This window comes from Trebonia sp. (assembly GCF_030042015.1).
In the GTDB taxonomy this organism is placed as follows: domain Bacteria; phylum Actinomycetota; class Actinomycetes; order Streptosporangiales; family Streptosporangiaceae; genus Trebonia.
On the sequence record NZ_JASIAL010000272.1, the window covers coordinates 1 to 21645 of the forward strand.

Annotated in this window: 18 protein-coding genes; 7 read left to right on the top strand and 11 right to left on the bottom strand. The window is 71.2% G+C overall.

The window, feature by feature from the left end; genetic code table 11:
• A partial coding sequence (locus tag Q1N79_RS14540) for a hypothetical protein (RefSeq protein ID WP_300609350.1) occupies nt 1–580 on the top strand: 580 nt, incomplete at its 5' end.
• Between the two features lie 803 nt (nt 581–1383).
• Nucleotides 1384–2601: an Ig-like domain-containing protein gene (locus tag Q1N79_RS14545; protein WP_300609352.1), complete on the top strand. Its 1218-nt coding sequence runs from the start codon at nt 1384–1386 to the stop codon at nt 2599–2601.
• Between the two features lie 168 nt (nt 2602–2769).
• Here the strand turns inward: Q1N79_RS14545 and Q1N79_RS14550 are convergent, their stop codons facing one another.
• Complete coding sequence (locus Q1N79_RS14550; protein ID WP_300609354.1) at nt 2770–4002, bottom strand: HAMP domain-containing sensor histidine kinase; 1233 nt, start codon at nt 4000–4002, stop codon at nt 2770–2772.
• Nucleotides 3999–4715, bottom strand: a complete 717-nt coding sequence (locus Q1N79_RS14555) for a response regulator transcription factor (protein WP_300609356.1) — start codon at nt 4713–4715, stop codon at nt 3999–4001. The genes Q1N79_RS14550 and Q1N79_RS14555 overlap by 4 nt, the downstream gene beginning before the upstream one ends.
• 212 nt (nt 4716–4927) lie before the next feature.
• Between Q1N79_RS14555 and Q1N79_RS14560 the strand changes: the two genes are divergently transcribed.
• Together Q1N79_RS14560 and Q1N79_RS14565 are read left to right on the top strand one after the other, a co-directional pair.
• A complete protein-coding gene (locus Q1N79_RS14560; protein WP_300609358.1) occupies nt 4928–5602 on the top strand; it encodes a class I SAM-dependent methyltransferase in 675 nt (224 codons plus the stop codon).
• A 101-nt stretch (nt 5603–5703) separates the two neighbouring features.
• The gene (locus Q1N79_RS14565) at nt 5704–6447 is read left to right on the top strand and encodes a hypothetical protein (protein WP_300609360.1); all 744 of its coding nucleotides are present in this window, start codon (nt 5704–5706) and stop codon (nt 6445–6447) included.
• A 33-nt stretch (nt 6448–6480) separates the two neighbouring features.
• Here Q1N79_RS14565 and Q1N79_RS14570 read toward each other — a convergent pair whose 3' ends face one another.
• The 6 genes from Q1N79_RS14570 to Q1N79_RS14595 form a co-directional block, all read right to left on the bottom strand.
• The gene (locus Q1N79_RS14570) at nt 6481–10080 is read right to left on the bottom strand and encodes an RHS repeat-associated core domain-containing protein (protein WP_300609362.1); all 3600 of its coding nucleotides are present in this window, start codon (nt 10078–10080) and stop codon (nt 6481–6483) included.
• 288 nt (nt 10081–10368) lie between these two features.
• On the bottom strand, nt 10369–11817 hold the full coding sequence (locus Q1N79_RS14575) for a VWA domain-containing protein (protein WP_300609363.1): 1449 nt from the start codon (nt 11815–11817) through the stop codon (nt 10369–10371).
• Nucleotides 11810–12715: a MoxR family ATPase gene (locus Q1N79_RS14580; RefSeq protein WP_300609365.1), complete on the bottom strand. Its 906-nt coding sequence runs from the start codon at nt 12713–12715 to the stop codon at nt 11810–11812. The genes Q1N79_RS14575 and Q1N79_RS14580 overlap by 8 nt, the downstream gene beginning before the upstream one ends.
• A 101-nt stretch (nt 12716–12816) precedes the next feature.
• Nucleotides 12817–13272, bottom strand: a complete 456-nt coding sequence (locus tag Q1N79_RS14585; protein ID WP_300609367.1) for a nucleoside deaminase — start codon at nt 13270–13272, stop codon at nt 12817–12819.
• Between the two features lie 9 nt (nt 13273–13281).
• Nucleotides 13282–13857, bottom strand: a complete 576-nt coding sequence (locus Q1N79_RS14590; RefSeq protein ID WP_300609369.1) for a GNAT family N-acetyltransferase — start codon at nt 13855–13857, stop codon at nt 13282–13284.
• An 85-nt stretch (nt 13858–13942) separates the two neighbouring features.
• On the bottom strand, nt 13943–14527 hold the full coding sequence (locus tag Q1N79_RS14595) for a hypothetical protein (protein WP_300609371.1): 585 nt from the start codon (nt 14525–14527) through the stop codon (nt 13943–13945).
• A gap of 86 nt (nt 14528–14613) precedes the next feature.
• Here Q1N79_RS14595 and ybaK point away from each other — a divergent pair, with 86 nt between their 5' ends.
• Complete coding sequence (gene ybaK, locus Q1N79_RS14600; RefSeq protein WP_300609373.1) at nt 14614–15093, top strand: Cys-tRNA(Pro) deacylase; 480 nt, start codon at nt 14614–14616, stop codon at nt 15091–15093.
• Nucleotides 15094–15185: 92 nt separating this feature from the next.
• Here ybaK and lgt read toward each other — a convergent pair whose 3' ends face one another.
• On the bottom strand, nt 15186–16184 hold the full coding sequence (lgt, locus tag Q1N79_RS14605) for a prolipoprotein diacylglyceryl transferase (protein ID WP_300609375.1): 999 nt from the start codon (nt 16182–16184) through the stop codon (nt 15186–15188).
• A gap of 105 nt (nt 16185–16289) precedes the next feature.
• On the opposite strand from lgt, the gene Q1N79_RS14610 reads away from it, so the two are divergent.
• Complete coding sequence (locus Q1N79_RS14610) at nt 16290–17000, top strand: response regulator transcription factor (protein WP_300609377.1); 711 nt, start codon at nt 16290–16292, stop codon at nt 16998–17000.
• On the opposite strand, the gene Q1N79_RS14615 is transcribed toward Q1N79_RS14610, so the two are convergent.
• Nucleotides 16997–18763: a GAF domain-containing sensor histidine kinase gene (locus Q1N79_RS14615; protein ID WP_300609379.1), complete on the bottom strand. Its 1767-nt coding sequence runs from the start codon at nt 18761–18763 to the stop codon at nt 16997–16999. The two genes, Q1N79_RS14610 and Q1N79_RS14615, sit on opposite strands and share 4 nt — an antisense overlap.
• Nucleotides 18764–18924: 161 nt before the next feature.
• Between Q1N79_RS14615 and Q1N79_RS14620 the strand changes: the two genes are divergently transcribed.
• Entirely contained in the window at nt 18925–19554 is a 630-nt protein-coding gene (locus tag Q1N79_RS14620; RefSeq protein WP_300609381.1) for a hypothetical protein, read from the top strand.
• On the opposite strand, the gene ftsH is transcribed toward Q1N79_RS14620, so the two are convergent.
• Entirely contained in the window at nt 19520–21490 is a 1971-nt protein-coding gene (gene ftsH, locus Q1N79_RS14625) for an ATP-dependent zinc metalloprotease FtsH (protein ID WP_300609383.1), read from the bottom strand. The genes Q1N79_RS14620 and ftsH overlap by 35 nt on opposite strands.
• Between the last annotated feature and the right edge of the window lie 155 nt (nt 21491–21645).

The following is a 21645-nucleotide window of genomic DNA, read 5'->3' on the forward strand; positions in this document are numbered from 1 at the left end:
GCCTTTCGGCCTCGACGCCGCGCGCAGTCGCTGGCCCAGGCTCAAAGGGCCGATCGCCGGCGTCGCGCTGATCGCGGTCCTGCCGCTGGTGCCCGTCCCGCTGCCCGCCGCCCAGGCCGCACCCGTGCCCGCGGGCTGGACCGCGACGTTCACCGCGCTGCGGCTGCCGGCCGGCGCGAGCGTCCTCGTGCTGCCCATCCCGGTGCTGACCTACACCGATCCGCTTCGCTGGCAGGCCGCCACCGGCATGCCCTCCTCGATGTACGGCGGCTATTACATGGGGCCGACCTGGAACGGGCCGGCTGCCACCGACGGCAACGGGCTGTCTTCTGAAGCCGACTACCTGAACCAGCTCTGGGCGCAGTCAGCGGGCGTCAACGTTGCGGAGGTCGCCACCCTGCCGGCCAACGGACTGTACCCGAGTCTGCTCCAGATGCGGGCGCAGCTCGCGGGCTGGAAGCCGGCCGCCGTCGTCGCGGTCACGAGCCCGCACTCGGCATTCGGCCGTTATCTGGCCGGCCTGCTCGGGCGGCCAACCGTCATTGCCGGTAATGTCATCGGCTGGCGCCTCACGCATTAGTCCATTAGCAACGCGCCGACTGACCGCATGCCGCGAATACCGCCAACTCCTGACGTTCCTGACGTGCCTGATAAGACAGGCAAAAGCAAAAAGCAGCCGATAGATGGCTGTTATACACGACGGCCGCCAGTTGGCTGTGGGCCTGCCGCGATGCCCGCGCCTGACCGGCCGCCTCCGTCTCGGCCCATTTCCCCGTCCGTCACAACAGCCCCTCCCGCTGGCCTTCCGCCCCGCCGACCGGACTACGTGGTAGATCCGGCTGGTCAGGACCAGCCGGATCTACCACGATAACCGGCCTGCCCGGAATGCCCGGTTCCGCGGTCCCACGCGGCGGGGACGGCCGGGCGGCACGTCGCCGCGACGGCCGGGCCGGGCGATCACGCCCACGGCAAAAGTGAAAGGCAACCGAGATATAAACGTTACGAGGCCCCCGAGAGCACCGGCGCCGCGGGGAATTCTGCACCGAAGGTGAGCGGGACATGGCGACGTGTCATCCCGATGTCCCAGTGTCGTTACGCACCGTCGAGCCTGGGCGGTGAGTTTCTCGCGGTGAGTTAGCTGCGGGTTTCCCGGCAAGGATTCACAGCGACTTCGCAGCCCGGTCTCAGGGCAACTTCCGGCTAGCCTGATACGTCTGTTGTAAGTGGACGGGCCGTGATCCGAGGTCTCCCGAATTGATACCTCCCCGCGCTCGGATCGGCCGTCCTGCACGACAGCGATGTCATCCGGCACCAATAGGATTGGCGTCGAAGAGACAGCAGCACCGGACCATCGATCTGACGAACCGTCGAGGAGACCGCACCGTGTCGTTCTTGGGAAGGATGGGCCGGCAGGCTGCGCTGCTGTTCCGGCATCGTGGCATCACGGCGATCGCCGCCGCGGCCGTCCTGGTTTTCGTCGCGGGCGGCACGTTCGCCGCCGTCTCTTCCCGGGCCGACAGTCATGCGACGCTGGCCAGCAACGACAAGCCCTTGGACGCTAAGCCCAAGGCGCGACCGGCCGGGCCGCTGCAGGTCGTTTCCGTCAGCCCGGGCAGCGGCGCGCGTGACGTCAACGGCGCGACCGCGATCACGGTGACCTTCTCGTCCGCCCTCGCGCCGCAGACGCCGCTTCCGTCGCTGGCACCGAAGATCGCCGGCAACTGGCAGGTCTCCGGCGCCACCGCGACCTTCACCCCGTCCGTCGGCTACCTGGCCGGGACCAAGGTAACCCTCACGATCCCTGGCGGCGCTGGCGGCATCCTCGGCGCGGCCGCCACGGCCGGCACCCTGCGGACGGCCCGCACCGTGAAGTTCACCACCGGCTCGTTCTCCACGCTCCGGCTGCAGGAGCTGCTGACCCAGCTCGGGTACCTGCCGCTCACCTGGACGCCCGCCGACCCCGCCACCGCGGCGATCCCGGCCGATGACGCCAACGCCCAGCTGTCCGCCGCCTACGACCCGCCCGCGGGCACGTTCACCTTCAAGCCCGGCTACCCGAGCGAGCTGACCAGCCAGTGGCAGGCGGGCACCGACAACATCCTGGTCGACGGGGCGGTCCGCGCCTTCGAGTACAACCAGGGGCTGACCATGGACGGCATCGCGGGGCCGCAGGTATGGTCCGCCCTGCTCACCGCCGTCGCCAAGGGACAGGACAACCCGAGCGGCTACACCTACGCGGTGGCCGACCAGGACTCGCCCAACGAGACGCTGCGGGTCTGGCACGACGGCAAGCTCATCCTGGACACCCCGGCCAACACCGGCATCCCGGCGTCGCCGACCGAGGACGGGACCTTCCCCGTCTACCTCAAGTTCCAGGTCACCCAGATGCAGGGCATCAACCCGGACGGCACGCCCTACGACGACACGGTGTACTGGGTCTCCTACTTCAACGGCGGAGACGCCGTGCACTACTTCCCCCGGCCTGGCTACGGGTACTACCAGAGCCTTGGCTGCGTGGAGATCCAGTATGACCCCGCCGAGTTCATCTGGCCGTACCTGACCTACGGCACCCTGGTCACCGTCACCGGTCCGGTGGCCTGACCTGCCCTTACGGAACTGTGACGGCTGGCTGCGGACGGTCTCCCCGCTGTGCGGGGCATGCTTGGCTCGCGGCTATGCGAGTACTGGGTGACGGGTGCGGCCGCTTCCCCGGGCCACAGCCGACCTCGGGGCGGGCATGTTCTTGGCGCTGTCCGGTCTGCGACCCCGTCACCGGCCAGCGTGGATCGCGCGGGAGGCCGGCGCCGGCCGTGACACGGCCGGCGCCGCGGGACGGGCGAGCGGCAGCCTGATGATGAACTGGCAGCCCGGCCCGGTGTTCCTGACGCTGAGCTGGCCGGAGTGCGCCTCGACGATCCCGCGTGCGATGGACAGCCCGAGCCCGGCGCCGCCGGACGGGTCAGGCGTCCGCGCGCTCTCGCCACGGAACGCGACGTCGAACACCCGCGGCAGGTCGCCCGGCGGTATGCCGCCGCACTCGTCGGCCACGCTCACCCATGCCGTGCCGGAACGGATGTCGCCGAGCACCTCGATCGTCCCGTCGTACGGCGTGTGCCTGATCGCGTTGATGACAAGGTTCCGCACGGCACGTCCCATCTCGGCCGTGTCGATGACGACGGGCATGCCGCGGACCGCGGACCCGGCGAGCCGGATCCCCTTGGCCCGCGCCACCGGCTCGGCGCTCGCGACGACCTCGGCGACCAGGTCCTCAAGACCGACGAGCCGCGGCGACAGGCGCAGCGTGCCCGCGTGGATCCGCGACAGCTCGAAGAGGTCGTCGATCATCGCCGCCAGCCGGTCGGTCTCCCGGCGGATCTGCGAGTGGTAGTGGCTGACCTCGCGCGGATCGGTCACCACCTGGTCCTCAAGCGCCTCGGCCATCGCCCGCAGCCCGGCCAGCGGCGTCCGCAGGTCGTGGCTCACCCAGGCGACCAGCTCGCGGCGGCTCGCGTCCAGGGCCCGCTCGCGTGCCCGCGCCTGGCCGAGCCGGTCGTGCGCCTCTTCCAGCCCCGCGGACAACCCGGCCAGCTCGGCGGGCAGGCGGACCTGCGGCGGCGTGTAGATGCCGCTGTCGCCGACCTCGCGGACCGCGCGCAGCAGGGTCTTGCTCGCCTTGGTGAGCGTGCGGCCGGTCACGAACGCGACCGCGAGCCCGGCCAGGCCCGCGATGAACAGCAGCTCGAACACGGGCTTGCCAGGCTGGGCGCCGATCATCCGCACGGTGATGACACCCACCCCGGCGAGCGAGGTCGCGACGGTCACGAACGCGACCATGCTGAGCATCACGCCGATCGACCGGCCCGACATCATCAGCCTCAGGATCAGCACGCTGATCAGCGTTATCACGACGGCTATACCGCCGACCCAGCCGAAAACGAAGACGAGGTCCGCCGGGCAGACCCCGGAAAGGACACCGGCGAGGGTGCCGGCCGTGCCGGTCATGCCGGCTCTGGCTCGTACCGGTAGCCGACCCCCCAGACGGTGACGATGCGCCTGGGCAGCGTCGGGTCGGCCTCGAGCTTCTCGCGCAGCCGGCGCACGTGCACGGTGACGGTGGACGTGTCACCGAAGGTCCAGCTCCAGACCTCGTTGAGCAGCTGTTCCCTGGTGAACGCCTTCCGCGGATTGCGCATCAGGAACACGAGCAAGTCGTACTCGCGGGACGTCAGCTGGATGAGCTTGCCGCCCACGCGGACCTCGTGTGCCGCCAGGTCGACGGTCAGGTCGCGGTCGGCGATGACCCCGCCGTCCGGCCTGTCCGGCAGCCCGGTGCTCCTGGCCCGGCGCAGCACCGAACGCACCCGCATCGCGAGCTCACGCGGGCTGAACGGCTTGATGACATAGTCGTCGGCGCCGGTCTCGAAGCCGGCCAGCCGGTCGGTCTCGTTGCCGAGCGCGCTCAGCATCACCACCGGAATCGGCCAGCGCTCCCGCAGCCGCCTGCAGACCTCGAGGCCGTCGATGCCAGGCAGCATGAGGTCGAGCACGACCAGATCCGGAGGCCGCTCGGCGACGCGACGCAGCGCCTCGTAACCGTCGTGGACGCACTCGACGGTGTGACCGTCGCGTACCAGGTAGCGCCCGACGACGTCCGCGACCGTAGGGTCGTCGTCGACCACGACGATCCGCCCTGGCGGGTCAGGGTTGATGCTCACCGTTACAAGGTAAAGCGGCGCGGGTCGGCGCGTGTGTCAAATGGGACGAAAACGTCACCGGCTCGTAACTTCTGCCGGCGGGGCGGGTCACGCCGTTAGCGGACCGTAAGGCCGGTGACGATTCGGTGAGGCTGCGCCCGTGAACACGTGATCACGCGCCCGCCGGGTGAACACTGGTGTGCGTTCCTGATGCCTACCGGGGGAGGTCCCGCGTGATCGGCGAACTCTACGAAGATGCCCTCGCCGGGCACGCGCGGCCGGAGATCGAGCACGCCGACGGCAGCAGGACGCCGCTGCTGGCGGACGACTGGCTGCACGGCCGCCCTGGGGACGGGTCTGTCGTCGGCCGCTGCGCCGGCCCGACCCTGGACGTCGGGTCAGGCCCCGGGCGGCTGACGGTCGCGCTGGCCGAGCGCGGCATCCCCGTGCTCGGCATCGACGTCGCCCCGTGCGCCGTGCGCCTCTCCCGGGCGACCGGGGCGCTGACGCTGCCGCGCGACGTATTCGGCCGGGTGCCAGGGGCCGGGCGCTGGATGACGGTGCTGCTCGCGGACGGGAACATCGGGATCGGCGGCGATCCCGTCGCACTGTTGCGCCGGGTGAGCGAACTGCTGACCCCGCTCGGACAGGCACTGGTCGAAATCCAGCCGCCGGGCACGGCGCCGCGCCGCGAGCAGGTCAGGCTCTGGTACGGCGGCCTGGCCAGCGCCTGGTTCCCGTGGGCGTACGTGGGCGTCGACCAGATCGCCGAGGTCGCGGGTGGCGCTGGCCTGTCCGTCGGCGAGACCTGGTCGGCCGCCGGGCGCTGGTTCAGCGTGCTGCGCCAGGCGCGGCCCGACCGGGACGAATGCCTGCCAGCGCCCGTGCCAGACGGCCTCAGCAGCTGACAGCCGGCCGGGCCCCTGGACGCATCGCGGGATTCTTACCGCGTGCTTACCGGAAGCGAGATGGCCGGGCACAGCACCCGCCGGGCACGGTCAATGGGAGCATGAGCTTCGACAACCAGGCGCGGCGTCAGCGCCCGGCGCGCTACCCGGCGACCGGACAGTACGAGAACGGCTACGGCACCCCGAGCGCTCCGCGGCGGCGGGCACCCTGGGCAGACCCGTGGGAACGCGGCGGGCCGGGCGCCCGTACCCAGCTGCCCCCATGGGAGATTAGCCCGCGCCAGTCCCCGGGCGCGCGGCAGTCCGTGCGGAGCACAGGCGCGCGGCGGGCCGGGCGGGGGAACCCGATGCCGCGGGCCGGGCGCGGGCTGCTGGGCGGCGGCATCGCCGGCTTCCTGGCCGCGGCGGCCGTCCTCGGCGTGGCGAACCTGGCCGCCGCCTTCGTGCGGCCCCAGGCGTCGCCGATCGTCGCGGTCGGCGGGGCGTTCGTCGACCATGCCCCGCGCGCGCTGAAGAATTTCGCCGTCGGGGAGTTCGGCGGGAACGGCAAGAACATGCTGCTGCTCGGCATGTACGTCACGATCGCGCTCATCGCGATCGTCATCGGCATGCTCGCCTCGCGCCGGCTGTGGATCGGGGTGGCGGGCATGGGGCTCTTCGGCCTGTTCGGCGCCTTCGCCGCCATCATGCGCCCAGAAAGCCACGTCACCGACGTCATTCCGTCGATAGCAGGCGGGATCGCGGGCATCGCCGCCGTCGTCTATCTGGCCGGTCGCCGGGCACCCAGGTCCCGCAGGACCCCCGCGGCCCAGGCACGCAGGACAGCCCGCCATGCGCAGGCGTGATCCAGGTCAGCGTGGCATGGCCCGCCCGTGGTCTCACTGGCCGGCGGGATCGCTTACGTTCACCGGGTTGCCGGCCGCGTAGCCGTAACGCTGACCGGTCAGCGGTGTCAGCGGATCGGGAGTAAGGAACTGGCCCGTCGCCGGGTCGTAGTAGCGGGACCGCAGGTACTGCAAGCCGCTTTCCGCGTCGGTGTACTGGCCGTCGTACCCAAGGGCGGTGGCGGCGCCGGTGTGCCCGGTGACCGTCCCGTACGGGCCGTAGGTGTAGGTCCCGGTGACCGCGCCCGCGGAGTTCGTGATGAGGCGGGTGCTGCCGGACTGGTCGGCCAGCAGGTAGCCGGGAGTGGACCCCGTGACCTGCTCGATCGCCCGGCCGCCCGGCCCGTACACGTAGTACATGCTCCCGGCCGCGATCACCAGCGGCACGCTCCCGGACTGGTCCCAGGCGAAGTCGGTCGCGATGCCGCCGGCGGTCTCGGACATCAGCAGTCCGTCCCCGTTGTAGGCGTAGGACGCGGCCGTGCCGTAAGCGGTGAGCTCGTTCGCCTGGTTGTAGGTCAGGCTCGTGGCGCCGGCACCGGTACGATCGCCGTCTTTGTTGTAGGCATACGCCGTCGTCACGGCCGGAGTGCCGGCAGTGGTGGTCGACGTGAGCTGGCCGTCGGCGTTGAACGCCTGCCGGACGCCGCCGGGCAGCGCGATCAGGTCCCCGGCGGCGTCGTAGCCGTAGCTTCCTGCGCTGTCCGCGGCCAGCTGGTTCAGCGGCGTGTAGCTGTAGCGCTGCGTGCCAGCCACGGACCCGGTCTCGGTGTCGGTGACGACGTCACCCAGGCTGTTCCTGGTGTACGTGAAGCTGGCCAGGGTCACCGAGCCCAGCTCGTCGGTCACCGACATCAGCTGGTTCGCCTTGTCGTACGTCATCAGCACGCTGACGCCATTCGGGTACGCCACCAAGGTGAGGTTACCGTCCCTGTCGTAGCCGGCCGTGGTGGAGTGGCCCAGCCAGTCGGTGACCGACACTAGCTGGCCGGCGCCGTCGTAAGTGCGAGTCACCACGGATCCGTTCGGATAAGTCAAAGAAATGAGCAGTCCGGCAGCGTCGTACCGATAGGAGACCGTCGTGCCCGCGCCGTCCGTGACGCGGGTGAGGTGACCGTCCGCGTCGTAGGCGTAGGTCGTGGTGCCTGTGCCATCGGTCATGGACGCGCGGCGGCCGTCGGCGTCGTACGTGTAGCGGACGTCGGGCGTCGTGCCGTCCGAGTACGTGATGGCGGTGAGGTCGTAGTCCTTGTCATAGGCGTAGGTGGTGACCTGGCCTTCGGCGTCGGTGAGCGCGGTGCGGTAGCCAGCCAGGTCGTAGGCGTACTTCGTGACGTCCCCAAGCGGGCCGGTGACCGACACCAGCTGGCCGGGCGCGTCGTAGGCGTACCTGGTGACGTCCCCCGCCGCGTTCACCACGCTGATGACGTTGCCGTCGGCGTCGTAATGCGTCTCCTGCGCCGAGCCGCCAGGGCGGATGATCTTGGTCTGCTCGCCGTCGCCGTTGTAGACGTAGCTCGTGACCTGCCCGGCCGGGTTGGTAACCGTCAGCTGGTCGCCATCGGCGTCGTAGGCGTACCTGGTCACGTGGCCGTCCGGATCGGTGACCGAGGTCACCTCGCCGTCCGCGTTGTAGGCGGTGGCGGTGGTTCCGGCCTTCGCGGGGCTGCCGGCGACGGGGCACGTGATGCCCGCGGCCGTCGCGTTCGGCTCGGCCGCGCAGGTGCGTTCGCCGTCCTTGTCGTACGCGTACGTGGTCGTGTCGGTGACGGCGGAAGACGGGAACACGCTGACCGACGCGACGTCGCCGTAGCTGTCGTAGGTGTAGGAGGTGACGTGGCCGTCGGGGTCGGTGACCGAGGTGACATCGCCCGGGCGCGCCTTGTCCGCGTACGCGTAGGTCGTCACGTGGCCCAGGGGATCGGTGATGGTCAGCAGGTCGCCGTCGGCGTTGTAGGCATAGCGGGTGATCGCGCCGAGCGGATCGGTCTCGGTCAGCACCTCGTTCAGGCTGTTGTAGGTGTAGGCGGTTTTGTCGCCGAGCGGATCCGTGGTGGTCAGCAGGCTGCCCTCGGCGTCGTAGGTGCTCGCGGTGGTGTTGCCGTCCGGGTCGGTCTTCGAGATGACGCCCAGCGTCAGCGGGTCGTAGACGTACCTGGTCGTGGCCGTCCCGGCCGTCCCGGCCGCGCGCGTGACGGACACCATTTCCAGGTCGGAGAACTCATACACCGTCACGTGGCCGTCGGGGTCGGTCATCGTGGTCGTGCTGCCCGCGAGCGTCGCCGGGTTGCCGCTGTAGCTCCACGTGGTCTTGCCGCCGTCGGGGTCGGTCTGGGCGACGACCTGGCCAGCTGAGTTGTAGGTGCTGGCCGTTTTCCCGCCGCGGGGGTCGGTGATCGCGAGCAGGCGGTGCTTGGCGTCGTAGCTGAACGACCACGTGCGGCCCATCGGGTCGGTTGCGCTGGTCAGGTTCCCGCTGGAGTCGTAGCGGTATTTCCACGTCCGCCCCATCGGGTCTGTCACGGTCGCCACGTGCGACCCGCTGTAGGTGAATGCCAGGCTCCGCCCGGCGGGGTCGGTGACCGCGGTCAGCTGGCCTTTCGTGTTGTAGGACAGCCGTGTCACGTAACCGTTGAGGTCGCTCTCGCTGGTCAGCCGGCCGGTCGCGGCGAAGTTGTAGCGGGTGCGGCCCCGGTCCCTGGTGAAGGTGTAGCTGCCGTTGGCGTTCTTCGCCAGCGTCGCGAGGACGTACGGCGGCGCGGTGTAGCCGGAGCCGTCCGGGGTGAAGGTGACGGTCGAGCCGTCCTCCTGGGTGATCGTCACGTCGCCTGCGGAGTTCCTGGCCAGGGACATGCCGTAGCTGTCCGTCCAGCCGTAGCCGAACGGCCCGTTGGTCGCGGCCCGGCTCGACGCGTACGTGCTGGTGAGGTCGATCGGCACGCCCCGGCCCGGGATCGAGAAGTCGGTGAACGTGTGCCAGAGCACCCCCGTGGCGCAGTTCACCGTGGCCTGCGCCGGGCAGTTCACCTGGTTCTCGCTGGGGTTCGCCGCACCGCCCTGCTGAGCCGGCGTCAGCGGCGGCACCAGGGTGAACCGCACAGTTCCCGACGAGTCGCTGCACGTGCCCGTTTCGGTGGTGGACCGCCAGCTGATGCCGTACGAGCCGGGCTTGCTGTATGTGTGGGTAACGGTCGCGTCCGTGACGCCGTCCGCGGCGCCGGCGAAGTCTATGGTCGTCGTCTTCCCGTCGCCCCACGTGAAGACCCCCTGGAACGTGCACGCGGAGGTGTCGCCGTCGCTCACGAGTGACAGGACGACCTCGGGATTCACGCTCGCGCAGTCGGGAAAGGAGTAAAAGCACTGCTTCTGGCTGCCGGAGTTCGTCGCCGACGCGGTCGCCGCGGCGTTCGCGGATGCCCGCGCCGCGGCGACGGTAATGCTCGGCTTCGCCGCCGGCCTGGGGCTCCGGCCGGCGGGGGCGGCCGCGTGAGCCTGCCCGCGAGCATGTCCGGCAGCCTGCCCGCCGGCCTGCCCGGCACCCTGCCTGGCGGTCGCCGGGGAGATCAGCGCGAAAACCAGCACCGCTACCGACATGACGAGCAGGGAAAGCCTGTTACCCCAACGGCTCCACATTCAGGAAACTCCCACCAAGCGCAGCAGAATGCGCACAACGCGCACGGCCCCGCCGCGAGCCGGCCGGGGCGGACGAACCAGGCGTCTAAGGTTTTCGACGCACCGTGTAAGCAGCCAATTTACCGGAATTTCCGGATACAGACGCCGCATTGACGTTTGGTGTTAATGAGCTGGCTGAGAATCCCGGCCGGTCGCCGACGATGGCGCGATATGCGGGCACGTCGGGCAGGGGGCAGTGGGGCAGGGCGATTACCGGGAAGGCCTTTCTGAGCCGCGAGGCGGGGATTTCCCCCGTTGTCTGGCCGGCGGCCCTGAAGCCGCGGCCCCGGAGGACGGCGCGGCCGGCGGCCGCCGCACCGCCGGGGAGCGCAGGGCGGCGAGCAGCTCGTCAAGTGCCTCGAAGTTGTGCGCGCTGACGACAGCGTCGCAGTACGGCCAGGCCGCGGCCATGCCGCCGACTTCGGGCCGGTAGCGCGAACTCTGCGTCCGGGGATTCGCCCACACGATGCGGTAGGCGATCCGGTGCAGCCGGGCCATCTGCGCGCCAAGCAGCGCCGGATCCCCCGTCTCCCAGCCATCGGAGATGATCAGCACGACGGCGCCGCGGCCCATGCCGCGCGCCCCGTAGCGGTCGTTGAACTCCCGCAGCGCCGCGCCGATCCGGGTGCCGCCCGCCCAGTCGGGCGCCGCCTCCCCCGCCCTGGCGAGCATGGTCTCCGGCGTGGCCGCGGCCAGCGTCGGCGTCAGCCGGGTCAGCCGGGTCGCGAACGTGAACACCTCGGTCCGCGGGCGGCTGGCGTCCCGCAGCGAGCCAGCGGAGCCAGTTCCCCCCGAGGACCGGCTGGCGAGGTACATGAGCTGCAGCAGCGCCCGGGCGTACGGCTCCATCGAGCCGGAGATGTCGCAGAGCACGACAAGCCGCCGCGGCCGCGCGCGGACGGCCCGGCGGGCGATGCGGACCGGCTCGCCGCCGGTCCGCCTGGCCTGCCGCAGGGTGCGGCGCAGGTCCAGCCGGACGCCGTCCTTGCGCGGCCGGTAGCGGCGCGTCCGGCGCGGCGGCACCGCGATCGTCAGCTCGCGCATCAACACGGCGAGCTGCCGCAGTTCCTCCGGCGTCAGCTGGGCGAAGTCGCGACCGCGCAGCCGCTCGGTGTCCGAGGCGACGCGCCGGATCGCCGGGACCTCAGGCAGGTCGTCCCCCTCCCCCTCGGCGGAGGAAGCAGACGCGGCGGCGTCCACCTGGCGCAACGCCCGGGGCAATTCCCCGGCCGCGCCTGACGACGGCGAATCCGGGGGCGACGGCGCATCGGCGGGCTCGACGGCCATGCCCGGCTGCGGCGCGACAACGGCCGGGCTGCCGGGCACGTTTCCCGTGAAGATCTCGGCGAAGACCCGCTCGAACGTGTCGATCTGGCTCGGATCGGAGACCATCGTGGCAAGCGCGCACGCATGCAGTTCCGCCACCGTGGTCGCCTGCATCACAGTGACCGCGCGGGCCAGCCGCTCGCAGCGGTCCGGCCCGGCGGGCAGCCCGGCCGACCTCAGTGCCAGGCCGAGCCCGGCCGCGAGCACAGCGACATCGGCCGACGGCAGCCCCGGCCCGTCAGCGCCACCAGGGCCGTCAGCGCCACCAGAGCCGTCAGCGCCACCAGGGCCGTTAGCGGCGACGGCGCCGCGCAACCGGACGCCGTCAGTCATGCCCCACGACGGAAGCCAGGCCGGCCTGCAGGACGGTCTGCTCGTCCTCCGGATACTTGACCACGACGCTCATTGTCTGTCCCGCCACCGACTCGGACAACGTGGCGGCGCCGAACACGGTCAGCGCCGCCGCCCAGGTGATCGCCTCGGAGATACCCGGCGGCTTCGTCAGGTCGAGCCCGCGCAGCCTGCTGACCGCCGCCGCCACCTCCCCGGCCAGCTGCGAGCTCGCGGCGGGCACCCGCCGCCGGATGATCTGCGCCACCCGCGCCGCGCCGGGATACCCGATCCAGTGGTAGAGGCAGCGCCGCTTGAGCGCGTCATGCAGGTCGCGGGTCCTGTTGGAGGTGAGGACCGCGATCGGCGGAATCACCGCGCGGCGCGTGCCAAGCTCCGGGATCGTGACCGAAGACTCCGCGAGCATCTCGAAAAGGAACGCCTCGAACTCGTCGTCGGCCCGGTCCACCTCGTCGATGAGCAGCACCGCCGGCCGCGGCCCCGGGTGGTCGAGCGCGGTGAGCAGCGGCCGGGCAAGCAGGAACTCCTCGCGGAACAAATCCGTGTCCCGCAGCTGCTCGTGGGTGGCTTCGGCCAGCCGGATGGCAAGCAGCTGGCGCGGGTAGTTCCACTCGTACAGCGCCTCGGCCGCCGCGATGCCCTCGTAGCACTGCAGCCGGACGAGCACCGTGTCCAGGGCCGTGGCGAGCGCCTTGGCCGCCTCGGTCTTGCCGACGCCTGGCTCGCCCTCCAGCAGGATCGGCTGACCCATCCGCACCGCGAGGAACAGCGCCGCCGACAGCTGATCCCCGGCCAGGTAGCCGGTCTTGTCAAGGGCGGCTGCCAGTGCCGCCACGTCAGGAAACCGCTCGCCGAGCCCGGCCGAAACAACACTGCTCACAAGGTGCGAGTTTATCGTCCGGGGTCGGCTGCCAACGCATGCCGGCAAGTCCGGCGACAGAAGTACGCAGCTGGCCTCGCCAGCGGGGCGGAACTGCGGTGCTAGCGGCCGCCGATGTCCTCGCTCCAGACTTCGGGATAGCGGGCCTGGAACTCCGTCATCACGGCCACGCAGGCGGGGTCGTCGAGGAGCACGACCTGCACGCCGCGATCGCGCAGGAAGTCAAGGTCACCCGCGAACGTGCGGGCCTCGCCCACCACCACGCGCGGGATCTGGAACAGCAGGATCGCCCCGGTGCACATCTGGCACGGCGAGAGCGTCGTGTACAGCGTGGTGCCCGTGTACGTGGAACGCCGTCCCGCGTTGCGCAGGCAGGCGATCTCGCCGTGCGCCACCGAGTCGCCGCGCTGCACGCGCTCGTTGTGCCCGGCGGCGATCACCTCGCGGCCGGACGCGAGCACGGCGCCGACCGGCACCCCGCCTGCCGCTAGGCTCACCCGGGCCTGAGCCAGCGCCAGCGCCATCAGTTCCCGGTCCAGCTGCAGGTCATCACCCATGGCCGCAGGCTACCGGCAAACGGTCTCATGCCACTGCGGGCGGGTCATTTCCCACACCACGCCGATGCCGGTCCCGCCGAGCGGCTTGTGATCGAGCGGGCGGCGCCCGGTCGCTGTGAAGCCGAGCTTGCGCGGCACGCCGCCGCTGGCCACGTTCAGCTCGTCGTGCACGATCTGCACGCGGTCGATGCCAGGCAGGGCGAACGCCTGCCCGGTCAGGGCGGCGGAGGACGCGGTGGCCAGCCCCCTGCGCGTGTAGGCGGGGTGGACCCAGTACCCGATCTCCAGGCCGCCCGGCCCGATCCGCGCCATCAGCCCGGCGGAGCCCGCGATGGCGCCGTCGACGAGCATCGCGTAGTTGAAGGACTCCGCCGACTGCCACTCGCGCTCGCAGCCGGCCAGGTATTCGGCCTGCGACGCGCGGCTGAAGTCGGCCACCCACGGCATCCAGGGCCGCAGGTGCTCAAGCGAGGCGAGCACGGCGTCGCAGGAGGCCTCCAGGTCGGCCACCAGCCAGCGGCGCAGCACGGCCGCGCCGGCGTCGATCTCATCCGGCGGCCTGGACGGCTCGGCACGCTGTCGCATCCCCCTACCTTGTCGCGCCTGCCAGCCAAGCACAACCCGATATCGCAAGCGCACGCGAGCACCCGGCTGCTGGTGCCCTAGGGCGTCACCAGCCCTGGCCGGGGCGGCGCGGATCGCGCCGGTCGCCCGGGTCCCGCGGTCGCGGCACCGGCGGCGCGGCCGCCAGCCGCCATTCGTATCGCAGCTCCTCGCCAGGCCGCAGCCGCGCCCAGCGCGCCGCCTCCACCTGCAGCGCCCGCGCCGCCGCCGCGATGGCCTCCGGTGGCGGCGCGGTGCCGCACAGCACCGCCAGCTTCGTCCCGGTGAGCCGCCGGATCTCGTCCGCCGACGGGTTGTCGAGCGCGGCGACGCATTCCACGAGGTCCGCGAGCAGCCCGGCGCGCAGCACCCGGTCGCGGTACTTCCGCTTCAGCTCCGCCGAATGCTGCGCGGCGTGCGGCGGGCGCCGCCCGCCCAGGTGCCGCATGCTCGCGAACACCGCTCCCGCCGCGATCACGCCCCAGAGCCCGTCGGTAAGGCCGAGCTCCCGCTCGACGACCAGGTGCCTGATGTCGTGCGGCAGCGCGGTGCCCGCCCGGCCGCCCTGCAGCCGGTACACCACTCCGTCGTCCCGTTCGACCACCGCGTACGCGACCGCGTGATCCGCCGGGCGCGGAAACGTGACACGCATAACCCTCACTATGCGGACGGGGCGCGCACGGAGCCTAACGATTTTCCCTCGCAGGCCCGCCGCAGGCGGCGCTAGTGTGACCGTTCGTGGCTGGACGCGGCACGACGGCGACGATCGCACTGCAGCGGGCAAAGGTCCCGTTCACGCTGCACGAATACGCGCATGACCCGCGGCACGAGTCGTACGGGCTTGAGGCGTGCGCGGCGCTCGGCATGCCGCCCGATCGCGTGTTCAAGACGCTGGTCGCGTCGGTCGACGGCCGGCTCGCCGTCGGCGTCGTGCCGGTGCACCGCCAGCTGGACCTGAAGGCGCTGGCCGCCGCCGCCGGCGGGAAGAAGGCAGTGCTCGCCGAGCTGGCCGCGGCCGAGCGCGCCACGGGTTTCGTCGCGGGCGGCATCTCGCCAGTCGGGCAAAGGCGACGGCTGCCTGTCGTGGTCGACGAGTCGGCCCTCGCGCTGGCGACGATGTTCTGCAGCGGTGGCCGGCGCGGGCTGGAGATCGAGATCGCGCCGGCCGACCTGATCAAGGCGGCCGGGGCGATTGTGGCGGCGATAGCGGCCCCGTGACGTGGGCGACCCGTGGCAGGCTGTAAGGGATATTAGGCCCGGCTGGCGCTGCCCGGCTGGCAAGCGCTTACCGGCCCGGACCGCAGCTGTCCTTATTCATCGGAACGAGCCGTGCTGACTCCCGCCGAGCCGGCCTCGGCCTCATCGGGCACGGCCGCGGCATCGGCGTCCTCGCCTGCCGACCCGGCCACGTCGGCGGCCACCCCGGCAGGCTCGCCCGCTGCTGCCCTGCCGACCGCGCGGGTCGCCGGGGAGCGCACGACGACGGGCCGTTCCTTACGCCGCTGGGCGAGGACGAACCAGGTGGCTCCGACCACGGTCATGACGATCGCGACGTACATGTTCAGCCGCAGGCCGAAGAAGTACTCAGACGAGTCGATCCGCACCGACTCCTCGAAGATCCGGAACCCCGAGTAACCCGCCACGTAAAGCGCGAACAGTCCCCACGGCTTGATGTTCGCGTGGTGCCCTAGCCAGATCAGGAAGCCAGCCAGCGCCAGGTCCCAGATCAGCTCGTAAAGGAATGTCGGCTGGAAGGTGGTGAAGCGCAGGTCCTGCGTCGGGATGCCGCCCGCCACCCGGTAGGCGTACGGAATCTCCAGCCCCCAGGGCAGCGAGGTCGGCTTGCCGAAAAGCTCCTTGTTGAAGTAGTTGCCGATCCGCCCGATAGCCTGGGCGACGAGCAGCCCGGGCGCTACGGCGTCCGCGAAGGGGCCGACGGTGATCCCGAGCCGCCGCAGCCGCCAGGCGCCGACCACGGCCGCAAGCGCCACGCCGCCCCAGATGCCCAGGCCGCCGGTCCAGACCGCGAAGACGCCGTACCAGACGTGCGGGATGTCGTCAGGCGTGGTGATGTCGAAATAGATCCGGCCGCCGATGATGCCGGCCGGCACCACCCACAGGGCGATGTCGGTCACCACGTCCGGGTCCCCGCCGACCGCGCGCCACCGCCGCCTGGTGATCAGGATCGCTAGCGTGATCCCGATAATGTAGCCAAGCGCGTAGAAATGAACATCCAGCGGGCCGATGTGGAAGCTGTTGATCGGCGGGCTGGGGATGTACAGCGGCAGTGCGCCGATGACGTGCGCCATGGAGCCGAGACTACCCCGCGGGGGACAGTGCGGGACGTTGGTCCTTGTAGCAGGGGCGGTCAGTGCCTAGCGTGATAAGTAGAACTTCAAGCCCGGGAGACTACGGTGGAAACCCCAGCCAACGAGAACGGCGTCAAGCAGCCGATCACGGTGTTCTTGCTCGACGACCACGAGATCGTACGGCGCGGTGTGCGCGACATGCTGGAGGCCGAGGGCGATATCAAGGTCATCGGCGAGGCGGGCACGGCGTCCTCGGCGCTGGCGAGGATCCCCGCGCTGCGGCCGGATGTGGCGGTGCTCGACGTGCGGCTGCCGGACGGCGACGGGGTGACCGTCTGCCGCGAGATCAGGTCCCAGCTGCCGGAGGTGGCCTGCCTGATGCTCACCTCCTTCGCCGACGACGACGCGCTGATGGACGCCGTCATGGCCGGGGCGGCCGGGTATGTCCTCAAGCAGATCCGCGGCACCGACCTGGTCGGCGCCGTTCGCACGGTGGCCACCGGGCAGTCCATGCTCGACCCGAGGGCGGCCAGCCAGCTGATGGCAAGGTTGCGCGGCCAGTCCGCCAAGCAGGACCCGCTGGCCGCGCTCACCCCGCAGGAGCGGCGGATACTCGAGCTCATCGGCGAGGGGCTGACCAACCGGCAGATCGGCGAGAAGATGTTCCTCGCCGAGAAGACCGTCAAGAACTACATCTCGGCGCTGTTCGCCAAGCTCGGCATGGAACGGCGGACGCAGGCCGCCGCGTACGCGGCGCGCGTGTTCAGCGAGCACGACACGCACGGCCGCGACAGCGGCAACGGGCGGGCTCGCTAGCGCAGCGGGTACCGGCCAGGCGGCGACGGGCGCAGCCCGTCGTCCGGCTCGGCGGGCTCTGGCGGCATCGGGACTTTCCACTCCAGCTCGGTGCCGCCGCCCTCGGCGGGCGAGAGCCGCAGTTCGCCGCCGAGCTTGTCGGCGCGGTCCGCCATGTTCGCCAGGCCGCTGCGCCGCGTCCCCGCGGGGATCCCCGACCCGTTGTCCCGCACCAGCACGGTCAGCGTCCCCGCGGCGTCGGTGTCCACGGTCACGTCCACGCGGGTCGCCCCGGAGTGGCGCGCCGCGTTGGACAGCGCCTCGCGCAGCACCGCGAGCAGGTGCTCGGAAAGCTCCGCGGTGGCCCGCGAGTCCAGCCCGCTGCCCAGCCGCAGGGCAGGCGCGAACCCCAGCATCTCGGTCATCTCGTCGACAAGCGCCACGATGTCGGCGCGCAGTCGCGGCTCTTCCGCGCGGCCACGGGCCTGCAGCGCGAAGATGGTCGCCCGGATGTCCTTGATGGTGTCGTCCATCGCGTCCACCGCGCTCCGGATCCGGTCGGCAACCTCGCGCCTTGTCGCCATCGGAACCGTGCCCTCAAGCGACATGCCGGTGGCGTACAGCCGCTGTATCACCAGGTCGTGCAGGTCGCGGGCGATCCGGTCGCGGTCCTCGAGCACGGAAAGCTGCTCGGCGTCGGCACGGCGCGCCGCCAGTTCGAGCGCGACCGCGGCCTGCGCGGCGAAGGCCGCCACGACGCTGACGGCGGCCGGCGGCAGCGGCGGTCCGCCGTGGCGGCGCCCTACGGTGAGCACGCCGCGCACGTTGCCGCGCGTGCCGAGCGGGAACAGCACGGCCGGGCCGATGTGGCCCATGGGCAGCCGGGTGGCCTCCGCCGTCCGCTCGTCCGCGGCGAAGTCCTCGACCGTGAGCGGCTCGCCGGTCTCGAGCACCTGCCCGGACAGCGACTTTTCCGCGGCCACCACGAGACCGCGGGCTTCCGCCGCGCCGTCGCCTTCCGCGTACTCCAGGGTCAGCCTGCGGCGGTCGACGTCCGGCAAGGCGAGCGTCACCAGGTCCGCGCCGGAAAGCTCGAGCGCCTGGCTGGTCAGGGCGCTCAGCACGGCCTGCGCGCTGTCCCCCGACAGCAGCTGCATGGTCAGCTGGCTGCTGGCCCGCAGCCAGGCCTGCTGCCGCCTGGCTTCCTCATACAGCCGGGCGTTCTCGATCGCGATGCCCGCGGCGGCGCCGAGCGCTGTCAGCACCGCCTCGTCGTCCTCGGTGAACTCGCCGCCGCCGCGCTTCTCGGTCAGGTACAGGTTGCCGAACACGCGGTCGCGTACCCGGACAGGCACGCCGAGGAAGGTCCGCATCGCGGGGTGCCCGTCGGGGAACCCGGACGACTCAGGGTGCCCGGCGATGTCGGCGAGCCGCAGCGGGTGCGGCTCGTTGATGAGCAGGCCGAGCAGTCCCCGCCCCTCAGGCCAGTGGTGGATCCGGCTGATCTCGTCAGGGTCAAGGCCGACAGGGATGAACTCAGAGAGCCGCCGCTCGTCTTCGCCGATGACGCCGAGCGCGCCGTACCTGGCGTCCACCAGGTCCACGGCCGCCTCGACGATCCGCCGGAGCATGGCCTCCAGGTCCAGGCCAGAGCCGATCGCGATGACCGCCTCGAGCAGCCCGTGCATCCGGTCCCTGGTCGCGAGAACCGCCTCAAGCCGCGACTGCAGTTCGGCGAGCAGGTCATCGAGCCGCAGCTGCGGCAGCAGGCCTCCACCATCCATGGCAATAGCGTAATGCGACGGTAATCACCGCCCAAAGTCCCGCACCGGGTAGGGACTGTGGCCCTACCGCGGCTACTCTCAGACAGGGGATGGTAGCTAGCAGGAGCCGGAATTCCCTGCTCCGCACGCTGAGAACGGCCGACGGCTGAGGGTGACTAGCGATGAGACCGGGACGGCACATCAGGCAACCGGGGATGAGCCAGGGACGGTGGTACCGCAGGGCGATCCGCGGGCTGTGGCCCGACAGGAACCCGCTGCGGCGGAGGTCAGACCGGCTGGAGACGTACCTGCTAGCCGGGCTTTTGGTGGCGGCCGCCGCCGGCGCCCCGTTCGCCGCGCAGGCGGCGGGCCATGCCGCCTACGTCAGGGCGCTGCATGCCGAGCAGGCCCAGCAGGCAAGCAGTCACCAGGTGCGGGCCGTGCTGACCCGGTCGGCGGGCAGTGCGGTGAACGGGTACTCGCTGAGCAGTGACGTGCCGGTGCAGGCCACGTGGACCTCGGTCACCGGGGTCAAGCGGACGGGCCAGGTCCTGGCGGTGGCGGGCAGCCCGAAGGGCAGCACGGTCACGATCTGGACGGACGACGCGGGCAACCTGACCAGCCCGCCGCTGCAGCCGTCCCAGGTCACGGGCCAGAGCGACCTGGCCGCCGTTGGCGCGATCACCGGGGTCGGAATCCTGTACCTGGGCGGAACCGTGCTCACCCGCCGTGTGCTTCACAAGCGCCGGATGGCCGCCTGGGAGGCCGACTGGGAGGTCACGGCACGGGCGTGGAACCGTCAGAGCTGGTGACCTCGCTTCCCGCCGGGTGCGGCGTGAGCACCATGGCCGGCGCCGACGGGGTGGCCGAGCGGTCCGGGCGGCCCGCCAGCCGGTAGACGTCCGAGCCGTCCACCGTCTCCCGCACGAGCAGCAGGTCGACGAGCGCGTCGAGTTCGGGCCGGTGCGCCTTGAGCAGTTCGACGGCGCGCTCCTCCGCCTGCCGCAGCAGCTTGGAAACCTCGCCGTCGATCGCGGCCTGGGTCGCCTCCGCGTAAGGCCTGCTTGACATGCCGGGCCCGCCGCCGCCAAGGAACACAGAACCGCTCTCCGGGTAGCCGACGGGACCGACCACCGCGGACATGCCGAACTCACGGACCATCTTCGTCGCCAGGTCGGTGGCACCGGCCAGGTCGTTGCCCGCCCCCGTGGACCCCTGGCCGAGGACGACCAGCTCGGCGGCCCGGCCGCCGAGGCGCACGGCGAGGGAGTCAAGCAGGTAGTCCTCGGCGTACATGTGCCGTTCCACCAGCGGAAGCTGTTCGGTGACGCCGAGCGTCTGCCCGGCGGGCAGGATCGTCACCTTCGCCACCGGATCGGCGTGCTCGGACAGCGCAGCGACCATCGCGTGGCCGGACTCGTGCACCGCCACCGCGTGCTTCTCCTCAGGCAGCAGCACGTTGGACCCTTCCCTGCGGCCCAGGATGATCCGGTCCCTGGCGGCGTCGAAGTCGGCGGCCGTCACCACTTCCCTGTTCTGCCGCACCGCGAAGATGGCCGCCTCGTTCGCCAGGTTGGCCAGGTCCGCGCCGGAGAATCCCGGCGTGCCGCGGGCCACCGCGTCCAGGTCCACGCCCGCGGCCAGCCGCTTGCCGCGGCAGTGCACGACGAGGATGGCGGCCCGCTCGCTGACGTTCGGCAGCGGGATCGTCACCTGCCGGTCGAACCGGCCAGGGCGCAGCAGCGCCGGGTCGAGAACCTCCGGCCGGTTGGTCGCGGCGAGCACCACGATGCCCATCGTCGGCTCGAAGCCGTCCATCTCGGCGAGCAGCTGGTTCAGCGTCTGCTCCCGCTCGTCGTTGGCGACCACCGCGCCCTGGCCCGCCCGGCGCTGCCCGATCGCGTCCACCTCGTCGATGAAGATGATCGCGGGGGCGCGCTTGCGCGCCTCGGAGAACAGGTCACGGACCCGGGCCGCGCCCACGCCCACGAACATCTCCACGAAGCTCGAGCCGGTCACCGAGAAGAACGGCACCTGCGCCTCGCCGGCGACGGCCCGGGCGAGCAGCGTCTTACCGGTGCCAGGCGGGCCGATCATGAGCACGCCGCGCGGCACGACCGCCCCGGCCCTGGCGTACCTGTCCGGGTTGCGCAGGAAGTCGACCACCTCGCTGATCTCCGACTTCGCGCCCTCATAGCCCGCGACGTCGGAGAACGTGGTGGACGGGCGCTCCTCGTCGAACACCTTGGCGCGCGACCGGCCCGCGCCGAACACGCCCTGCAGCTGCCCGGCGCCGCCGCGGGACAGCCGCATCCAGAACCAGAAGAAGAGCAGGAACGGGGCCAGGATGATGATCCACTCGAACAGTTCGGTGCCGAACCCCGGCGACGACGTGGAGCCGGTGATCTGCACGCCGCCCGCCTGGAGCTCGGTGAGCAGCTCCTGGCCCGCCTGCGGCGGGATGACCACGGTGTAGTCCGTGCCGTTGGTCAGCGTCCCGCTGCTCGTGCCGCCGGTCTGCGCGATCGTCACCGTCTTGACCGCATGCTTGGACACGTCGGAAAGGAACTGGGAGTAGGTGAGGGTGGTCTGGTTCGCCTGGTGCACTGCCGGCAGCGCGATCCATAGGAAAAGGGCCACCAGGATGCCGACGGGCAGCAGCCAGTGCCGCCAGCGCGGCGGCGGAGGCGGCGGCTTGGCTGGCGTCGGCTTGTCGCCCGGCGGCGGCGGCGTGGCCTGCTTGCTCATCTGAGGATGCCCCTTCCGCCACTCGGGCGCTGTCCCGGTCACATCTGTCCTTCGTTGTCCTACCCCAGCCTATGCCCGCTAGCCAGGCCGGTAATGAGTAAACGCGCTGGGGCCGGCCGCGTCTTCCATGCTTGTCCGGGGGGGCGACCCCCCGG